6 protein-coding genes are annotated in these 8902 nt (G+C 64.4%); 4 read left to right on the top strand and 2 right to left on the bottom strand.

The window, feature by feature from the left end; all coding sequences use genetic code 11:
- Nucleotides 1-128 precede the first annotated feature (128 nt).
- The 3 genes from Q0687_RS27110 (at nucleotide 129) to Q0687_RS27100 (ending at nucleotide 4638) form a co-directional block, all read left to right on the top strand.
- A complete protein-coding gene (locus Q0687_RS27110; protein ID WP_298883894.1) occupies nucleotides 129-1751 on the top strand; it encodes a helicase HerA-like domain-containing protein in 1623 nt (540 codons plus the stop codon).
- Nucleotides 1752-1888: 137 nt separating this feature from the next.
- Complete coding sequence (locus tag Q0687_RS27105; protein ID WP_298883892.1) at nucleotides 1889-3217, top strand: glycosyltransferase family 87 protein; 1329 nt, start codon at nucleotides 1889-1891, stop codon at nucleotides 3215-3217.
- Nucleotides 3218-3243: 26 nt separating this feature from the next.
- A complete protein-coding gene (locus Q0687_RS27100; RefSeq protein WP_298883889.1) occupies nucleotides 3244-4638 on the top strand; it encodes a M20/M25/M40 family metallo-hydrolase in 1395 nt (464 codons plus the stop codon).
- A 296-nt stretch (nucleotides 4639-4934) separates the two neighbouring features.
- Here the strand turns inward: Q0687_RS27100 and Q0687_RS27095 are convergent, their stop codons facing one another.
- Together Q0687_RS27095 and Q0687_RS27090 are read right to left on the bottom strand one after the other, a co-directional pair.
- Complete coding sequence (locus tag Q0687_RS27095; RefSeq protein WP_298883886.1) at nucleotides 4935-5714, bottom strand: class II aldolase/adducin family protein; 780 nt, start codon at nucleotides 5712-5714, stop codon at nucleotides 4935-4937.
- Nucleotides 5715-5874: 160 nt separating this feature from the next.
- Complete coding sequence (locus Q0687_RS27090) at nucleotides 5875-7524, bottom strand: glycosyltransferase family 39 protein (protein ID WP_298883883.1); 1650 nt, start codon at nucleotides 7522-7524, stop codon at nucleotides 5875-5877.
- Between the two features lie 312 nt (nucleotides 7525-7836).
- On the opposite strand from Q0687_RS27090, the gene Q0687_RS27085 reads away from it, so the two are divergent.
- Nucleotides 7837-8760, top strand: a complete 924-nt coding sequence (locus Q0687_RS27085) for a DUF308 domain-containing protein (RefSeq protein ID WP_298883879.1) — start codon at nucleotides 7837-7839, stop codon at nucleotides 8758-8760.
- The last annotated feature ends 142 nt before the right edge of the window (nucleotides 8761-8902 follow it).

Below are 8902 nucleotides of genomic sequence, written 5' to 3'. Positions count from 1 at the left end.
CTCGACGATAACGGAGCTTTGGTGCGCCGAGCGCTGACCGCAATTACGTCATCGTTTATAACATGCGTTAAACTACGGAGCTGGCGGGCTCGAGCTTTCGATACGCGAAGCCAACAATAGAGAGTGTGATGACGGCGCAGGACAACAAGCTCGGCGATACCGACGACAAGATTTTTGTCGGCAAGGGAGACGAGATGGCCTGGCTGACACTGGCGCTCGCCAATCGCCACGGCCTCGTCACCGGCGCGACCGGAACCGGCAAGACGGTGACGTTGCAAGTGATGGCGGAAGGATTTGCACGGGCCGGTGTTCCGGTGTTCGCAGCCGACATCAAGGGCGACCTCTCCGGCATCTCCGAGGTCGGGGAGGCAAAGGACTTCATTGTCAAGCGCGCCAGCGAGATGGGACTGAACTTTCAGCCCGACCAGTTCTCGACGGTGTTCTGGGACGTGTTCGGCGAGCAGGGCCATCCGGTACGGGCCACCATCACCGAGATGGGGCCGTTGCTGCTCGCACGCATGCTCGATCTCAACGACGTGCAGGAGGGCGTGCTCAACGTCGCTTTCCGCGTCGCCGACGACAATGGCCTTACCCTGATCGACATGAAGGATCTGCGGGCGTTGCTCGATGCCATCGTGCCCGACAGCGGCAAGAAAGGGCCGGACGCGGAAGAGGATCCGCTCGCGCCGATCCGGAAAGCGGCGCAAGGGTTCGGCAATGTCACCAAGGCCACCGTCGGCACCATCCAGCGCCAGCTCCTGGTGCTGGAGAACCAGGGCGGCACCAAGTTCTTCGGCGAGCCGGCGCTGACCTTGAAGGACTTCATGAAGACCGACCGCGACGGCCGCGGCATGGTCAACATCCTCGTCGCCGACAAGTTGATGCAGAGCCCACGGCTTTACGCGACATTCCTGCTGTGGATGCTGTCAGAACTGTTCGAGGAGCTGCCCGAGGCCGGCGACCTGCCCAAGCCCAAGCTGGTGTTCTTCTTCGACGAGGCGCATCTGTTGTTCAACGATGCGCCGAAGGCACTGATGGACAAGATCGAGCAGGTGGTCCGCCTGATCCGCTCCAAGGGTGTCGGCGTCTATTTCGTCACGCAGAATCCGATCGATGTGCCCGACCGCGTGCTCGGGCAGATGGGCAACCGGGTGCAGCATGCGCTGCGCGCCTTCACCCCGCGTGACCAGAAGGCGGTTGCCGCCGCCGCCCAGACCTTCCGGCCCAACCCGAAGCTCGACACCGCCAAGGTGATCATGGAGCTCGGCAAGGGCGAGGCGCTGGTGTCGTTCCTCGAAGGCAACGGCACGCCGGCAATGGTCGAGCGTGTACTGATCCGCCCGCCATCGGCCCGCATCGGGCCGATCACACCGGAAGAGCGCAAGGCGATCATGGATGCAAGCCCGGTCAAGGGCAAATACGACACCGCTGTCGATGCCGAGTCGGCCTATGAGATCATCCAGAAGCGCATCGCGGGCACCGCGGCGCCGGCCGATGGTCAGGCGGCCGGGAGCGGTGGCGGCCTCCTCGGCCAGATCGGCTCGATCGTCGGCAGCGTCTTCGGCACCAATACCGGGCGGAACCGACTGACGACCGGACAGCGCATCGCGCGCGACGTCACGCGCACGGTCACCAACAAGGTGGTCGGCGGGGTCGTCGCCGATCTCGGCAAATCGGTCGGCGGCCAGCTCGGCGGTTCGGTCGGCCGCGCGCTCGTCCGCGGCGCGCTCGGCGGACTGCTCCGGCGGTAGGCAGGCAAGGACATTTTTGAAGCGGTTTTCTGCGCCGCTGCAGCTCGCCTCGCGCTTTGCGGGGAGAAGGGCAGACTTGCGGCTTGTGTCTGGGTAGACATATATCGACATTCTCGCCGCCGCAGATTGAAGGCATTGTGACCACAGCCAATTCGCCCACCAAACCCGGCGCGCTCCGAGCTCTCTCGCTACGCGCGCCGCTGGACCTGCTCTTCCTGTTCTGCTGCCTGATCCTGACCGCCGATGTCCTGGGGCCGGAGATCTTCGGCCGGGGCAAAACCAAGGACTATGCGCTGTGGTACTGGGCCGGGCAGCAGGTACTGCATGGCGGCGCGCTCTATCCCGCCGACGTCAGAGAATATTTCGAGTTCATCTATCCGCCGCTCTCGGCGATCCTGCTCGCGATCCCGAGCTGGTTCGGCAAGATTCCGCTCTATATCGTGCTGTCAGTGCTGAACGCGGTGGCGTGGTGGCACACGGGGATCATCTCCAATGCGATGACCGGATCGGACCGCGAGCCGGGCCCGTGGCTCGAAGCGTTGCCGGCCTTCGCCACCGTGACCTTCGTGTTCGACATGTTCGATCTCGGCCAGCCGAACCTGGTCCTGCTCGCGATGATGCTCTACGGCTTCTGGAGCCTTCAACATCGGCGGTCCTGGCTCGCAGGCTTCATGTTCGCGCTCGCCACCGCCATCAAGGTGTTTCCGATCGCGGTGCTGCCTTATCTGGTCTGGCGCCGGCAATGGGCGGCGGCCGTCAGCATGCTCGCCTTCGTTGGCATCCTGCTCTACATCGTGCCTGCACCGATCCGCGGCTTCGAGCGCAATGCTGCCGAGCTCAACACCTGGTACCAGGGCATGGTCGGCTCGAGCTCGGAAAAGGGTTTTGGCCAACGCGACGAGCAGAACTGGTCGTGGGTCAACCAGTCCATCATCGCCGTGACGCACCGGCTGGTCCGGCCGATCAACTTCAATCTGGAAGATCCCGAGAAGCCGGTGCACACGATGAACCTCATCGACGTCGACTACAGGACGGCGAACTGGATCGTGCTCGCGGTATCGGTGTTGCTCGGGCTCGGATTTATCGCAGTCATGCCATCAGAGCGGCAACGAACGGCGCGATCGGATGCCGAGGAGCTCGGCATCCTGTTCTGTCTGATGACGGTGGCCTCGCCGCTGGCGCGACAATACTACTTCATGTGGCTGTTCCTGCCGCTGACGGTGCTGATGCATCGGGCCGCATTCGACACGCGGCCGAGGGTGCGGCTGGGAACATGGCTTGCGCTTGGCGCGGCCGGCATCCTCATGCTGCTGTCGTTGCCGCCATTTCCCCACACCATCCAGGCCTGGGGCAACAATCTCCTCGCCACGGCGGTCCTCGCCGTCACGCTCGCCTGGCACATCCGCCATCCGCCTCATGCGGCTAGCTCCGAGGCCGCGACGGGGCTAAAATCGCAGCCATCCTGAGACTTTCAAAAGCGGAACATCCGACCATGGCCAATGCGCAGCTTCAATCCGTGCTCGACCACATCGACAAGGACTTCGACAACAGCCTCGAGCGCCTGTTCTCGCTGCTGCGGATCAAGTCGATTTCCGCCGATCCGGCCTATGCCGCAGAATGCAAGGCGGCAGCCGAGCATCTGGCCAAGGACATTGCGAGCCTCGGCGTCGCCACCGAGGTGAGGCCGACCGCCGGCCATCCCGCTGTCATCGGGAAGGTGAAGGCGGGCGGACGGCCGCACGTGATCTTCTACGGCCATTACGATGTGCAGCCGGTCGACCCGCTCGAGCTCTGGCACCGACCGCCGTTCGAGCCCGTGGTCACGGATCACGCCGACGGCCGCAAGATCATCGTCGCGCGCGGCGCCGAGGACGACAAGGGTCAGGTGATGACCTTCGTCGAGGCCTGCCGCGCCTGGAAGAAGGTGACGGGCTCGCTGCCGATCGACATCACCTTCCTGATCGAAGGCGAGGAAGAGGTCGGCTCGAAGAATTTCGTGCCGTTCGTCGAGGCCAACAAGGATGAGTTCAAGGCCGATTACGTGCTGGTCTGCGACACCGGCATGTGGGACCCCAGCACGCCTGCGATCACCACGGCGCTGCGCGGTCTGCTCTATGAAGAGGTGAAGATCACCGCGGCCAGCCGCGATCTGCATTCCGGCGTGTTCGGCGGCACCGCCATGAACCCGATCCGGGTGCTCACCAGGATCCTGGGCGGGCTGTTCGACGATGACAACCACATCACCATTCCCGGCTTCTATGATGGCGTGAAGGATACGCCGCCGGAGATCCTGGAGCAGTGGAAGAAACTCAACTTCACGCCCGAGACGTTTCTCAAGCCGATCGGACTGTCGATTCCCGCGGGCGAGAAGGGACGGCTGATGGTCGAGCAGGCGTCGACGCGTCCGACCTGCGACGTCAACGGCATCTGGGGCGGCTATATCGGCGAAGGCTCCAAGACGGTGATCCCGTCGCATGCCTCGGCCAAGGTCTCGTTCCGGTTGGTTCAGGGACAGGACCCCCAGAAGATCCGCAAGGCCTTCCGCGACTACGTGACCTCCAGGATTCCGGGCGACTGCAAGGTCGAGTTCGGCGACCATTCCGCAGCGCCCGCCGTGGCGCTCGACTGGAACATGAAGCCACTGGCTGCGGCCAAGCAGGCGCTGACCGAGGAGTGGGGCAAGGAGACCGTGTTGATGGGCTCCGGCGCCTCGATCCCGATCGTCGCCGATTTCAAGCGAGCGCTCGGGCTCGACTCGCTGCTGGTCGGCTTTGGCCTCGACGACGACAACATCCACTCGCCGAACGAGAAGTACGATCTGCGCAGCTTCCAGAAAGGCATCCGCTCCTGGGCCCGCATCCTCGCCGCGCTGGCGGAGGTGAAGTGACCGCTTAGCGGTCATTCCGGGGTGCCTCAAAGAGGCGAGCCCGGAATCTGGTCATTGCTGTGCCGTAGGGTGGGCAAAGGCGCAAAGCGCCGTGCCCACCATCTGTCTCGTATTGCATACAAGTCGTGGGCACGCTTCGCTTTGCCCACCCTACGAGATCTCGCTACGCTCGCAATGACGGCGGAGGCAGGAGTAATCGCCCCAAAATAAAAACGCCGCCCGGGATTGGACGGCGTTTCATTCCAAGACGTGCAGAGGTAGTTCGACAAAAACACTACCTCACATTCGCAAGAATCTCAAGACCGATAGCCCGGCAGCTCGCGGTCGAGCTTGCGCAGCAGCGGCGGCCACACGAGATTGTTGGCGCGCAGCTCGGCGGCGTCGCGGTTGGCGAGCAGCTCGGTGTTCTTCCCGATCGCGATCTCATCGACCGGATAGATCGGCGTGCCCAGCGCGCGGGTGCGCACCTGCATCGAGCAGGCGCGCTCGAGATGGTACATGCGCTCGAAGGCCGAGGCGACCGAGCGGCCGACGGTCAGCGTGCCATGGTTGCGCAGCAGCATGTGGTTGTGGTCGCCGAGGTCCTTCTGCAGCCGCGGCCGTTCGTCATGGTCGAGCGCGATGCCTTCATAGTCGTGATAGGCGAGATCATGGGTGACGAGCTGCGCGGTCTGGTTCAGCGGCAACAGGCCTTCGGCGCTGCTCGACACGGCGGTGCCGTCGAGCGTGTGGAGATGCAGCACGCAGATCGCGTCCTCGCGCACATCGTGGATGGCCGAATGAATGGTGAAGCCGGCCGGGTTGATGCTGTACTCGCTCTCGGAGAGCTGGTTGCCGTGCAAATCGACCTTGACCAGGGTCGAGGCCGTGATCTCGTCGAACATCAGGCCGTAGGGGTTGATCAGGAAGTGATGGTCAGGGCCGGGCACGCGCGCGGAGATGTGGGTGTCGACCAGATCGTCCCAGCCGTACAGCGCGACGAGACGATAGCAGGCGGCGAGATTGACCCGTTGCTGCCACTCGGCCTCCGTCATACCAGACGGCACTTCCTTCAGGCGGGCTTCCGCTGGCGACATGGCAATCTCCCCGAACTTCGTTGTTGTGGGGAGAGAGCGTAGTCTCGGGTGAGGCAGGCGGCAAGGCGATCAAATCGCAGCAGCCAAGCGTCGCCCGCATGCTTGTCCGCCGTAGCTCGAAGAGCGAAGGCGGAGAGCGATACGGCCCGGGAGAAACTTCTTAAGGCGCCGGGATCGACAACAGGCTGGAAATGCTGCGGCCGCGGATGTCGTAGACGCGCGCGAACACCACGTCGTCGCGCTTGATCTCGACCAGCACGGGGGCGGTGAGGCCCTTGCAGTAGAATTCGCCGAGCGTCATGGCGAAATCGGCCGCGTTGGAATCCCAGCCGATGGTGAAGTCGGGGCCGAGCGCGACCTGCGCCGGGCGCTGCGGACCGCACACCGCGACCTTCCATTTGCGATTACGAGGCGGCACTTCCTGGCGCTCGACCAGCTGCTCGCGCAGCCCGTCCGAGGCCTGCTTCAAGGCGAGGCCCCAATAGTCCAGCATGAAGCGGTCGTCGGCGCCGCGCACCGTGCCGGCGATGTGGTTGAAGTGGGTGTATTGATAGGGATGCAGCCGGATCATCTCGGCAAGCGGCAGCGCGAGACCGAAGCAGAACAGTGCGAGCACCGCCGGCTGCCAGGCGCGATGGTTGGCGCGCAGGCGCTCCATGATCCACCCGAAGGCGACGCCGCCGAGCACCGCCATCGGCGGGATCACGAACACGAAATGGCGGATGCCGTTATAGAGCGCCGGACGCTTCACCATCGCGATCGCCAGCGGCAGGGTCGCGGCCAGCGTCAGCATCAGCAGAATGGTCTTGCGGCGCGCCGGAACCTGACGGCGCGGCAGCATGGTGACGGTTCCGATCACGGCGCCCGCCATCAGCACCAGCATCACTTCAGGCAGCTGCAGCACGAACAGGGTCGGCAGATACGACCAGGGCATGTCGGGCACGGACACGATCGCGCCGTCGAACATCTCCTTCCAGGGCTTCTCGAAGAAGTGCGAGAAATAGGTCAAAGCCTCGAAGGGATTGCCGGGCTCCATGATCGACCACGGCCAGATCAGGCCCATCACGAGATAGCCCAGCACAAGGCCGGGCAGCAGCACGTAGACGACATGGGCGAAACGCCTGACGGCCTCGCGGACGCCCTCGCTGCGCAGTTCCTCCAGGAACAGCGGGACGAAGCCGACCAACGCATAGACCAGCGCGAGCCCGCCGAGAATGCGCGAGCCGATCGAGAGACCGGCTCCCAGGCCGACGATCAGGATCGTGCGCGGCGAGGGCTTCGGATATTCCTCTGCGAGCCTGACGAGGCCGAGCATCAGGATGATCATCGCCACCGCGAAGGGCGCATCCTTCGGGTTCATGAACATGTGGCCGTAGAAGATCGGGCAGAGCGCGAGCAGCAGCAGCGCGGCCAGACCAGCAAGAGGTCCGCCGATGCGACGTCCCAGCCGCCATGTCACCGCAAGCCCGATCACGCCGACGATCGCGCCGACCAGCCGTCGCGTCTCGAACAGCTCGAGCGGGATAATCTTGTGCAGCAGGGCTGCGACCATGTCGAAGCCGCCGCCGTACATATAGAGATTGGCGAAGGAAAGGGCGGAGCTGTCCCGGAAGCCGGAGCCGTACATGCGCAGCAAGAGGTCGGCATATTCGGCATGGGTGTAGTCGTCCCACCCGAGCCCGTAGTCGCGGAAGGTCAGCCCTGCGATGACGGCGACGGCAGCCAGGACCAGCATGGCAAGGTCGTCGCAAGTCCGTTCAACCGAGCGCCCCTGAGGCGTGTCGATCGCCGAAGTCGTGATGGATGTCATGGCTATTGGTGACCCGGAATCCCCTCGTGGCCCTGCTGGTGCGCACGGGCCTGCTCCCCGGAATCCCTATAGCGCAGTTCCATGACCAAGTAATTGGACATTATGGCTAAATTCCTGATGCGACGCAGCAATTTCGGACACATGGCACACCATGAGAGCTAGCGGACCATTGCTGAAGGGAATGTGAATAAGTCCCTGATATCCTTCCCTTTAGGAACAGTGGCGGCAATTGGTCGTTGGCGTGGAACGCAGTATGACGGTATCGTGGCGTAGCAGGCGTCGCGCATGGATGCGCGGCCGGGGGTGTGTTCGATGAGCTTGGCATTGTTGATCGCGGGGATTTTCGCCTTGCTGGCGGGCCTCCTTGCGGTCGCTTTTGGCTATTCCATCAGGGATTTCAGCCTCGGCAGCACGCTCATAACGAGCGGGACGATCGGCGTCTGCTCCGGTATGTTACTGATAGGCGTCTACGTCGTGCTGCTTGAGCTGCAGGCGATCGGTCGCAGGCTGGCCGGGACGGCCGCGGCCTCGGAGGTTCGCGTGAGGCCGGTACTGCCGCCGGGCCTTGCCTCGCCCAATGGACTGAGCGCACCTGCGCCGGAGCCTGCTCCGGCCATGCGGGCGGAGCCACCATCGCCGGCCGCGCCGCCGCCTCTGGCTGCGCCGCCAAATCTGGCCGCGCCGCCAAATCTGGCTGCGCCCCCATGGCAGGCTGAAGCGCCCGCGCGCCCGCGCGCCGAGGCGTCTGCAGAGCCGGAAGCAGCACCGCCGCCCGCCGCGCCAGAACCGCGCCGGCGCAATCTGATGTTCGCCTCGAGCTCGCGCAAGGAGCGTGAGCGCGCCGAGGCGAAAGCTACCGAGGGCGGGCCGCAAGCATCTCCCGCTCCTCCGGAGCCGGCCGCGCCGGATGCGCCGCACGCGACCTTCGACGATGCCTGGCCGAAGCCGGACCGCGGGCGGCCGCCGGAGCCACCGGCAGCGCGTCGTCCACCGCCGCCGCCGCGTCCGTCATCGACCTTCGAGCCTGCTGTGCCTCCGCCGACCGCAGCTTCGTCTGCGTCGGAGCCGCCGTCGACCGAACAGCCGCAGGTGACGGTGCTGAAATCCGGCGTCGTCGACGGCATGGCCTATTCGCTCTATTCCGACGGCTCGATCGAGGCGCAGATGCCCGAGGGCATGATGCGCTTTGCCTCGATCGACGAGCTGCGCTCCCATCTCGACCAGCGCGGCGGCTGAAGACCTCGCGCGCTCAAGTAAAGTCTCGCGGCTTTTGTCGCGAGATCAGTAACCGGTTCATATGCGCCAGTCGTCGTATTTCGGCCAAACGTATTGTTGACAGAGTATACTTCACCGCCGCCAATGCAGCGCGACGGAGCCG

Origin of the sequence: uncultured Bradyrhizobium sp. (assembly GCF_936928535.1) — a bacterium.
Classification (GTDB): Bacteria; Pseudomonadota; Alphaproteobacteria; order Rhizobiales; family Xanthobacteraceae; genus Bradyrhizobium.
The sequence above is the reverse complement of the archived record's forward strand: the minus strand, read 5'-3'. Positions and strand labels throughout refer to the sequence as shown.

Excerpts from the sequence above, each read along its gene's own strand:
- Q0687_RS27110 (WP_298883894.1), top strand. The coding sequence starts at position 129 with ATGACGGCGCAGGACAACAAGCTCGGCGATACCGACGACAAGATTTTT.
- Q0687_RS27100 (WP_298883889.1), top strand. The coding sequence starts at position 3,244 with ATGGCCAATGCGCAGCTTCAATCCGTGCTCGACCACATCGACAAGGAC.
- Q0687_RS27095 (WP_298883886.1), bottom strand. The coding sequence starts at position 5,714 with ATGTCGCCAGCGGAAGCCCGCCTGAAGGAAGTGCCGTCTGGTATGACG.
- Q0687_RS27090 (WP_298883883.1), bottom strand. The coding sequence starts at position 7,524 with ATGACATCCATCACGACTTCGGCGATCGACACGCCTCAGGGGCGCTCG.
- Q0687_RS27085 (WP_298883879.1), top strand. The coding sequence starts at position 7,837 with ATGAGCTTGGCATTGTTGATCGCGGGGATTTTCGCCTTGCTGGCGGGC.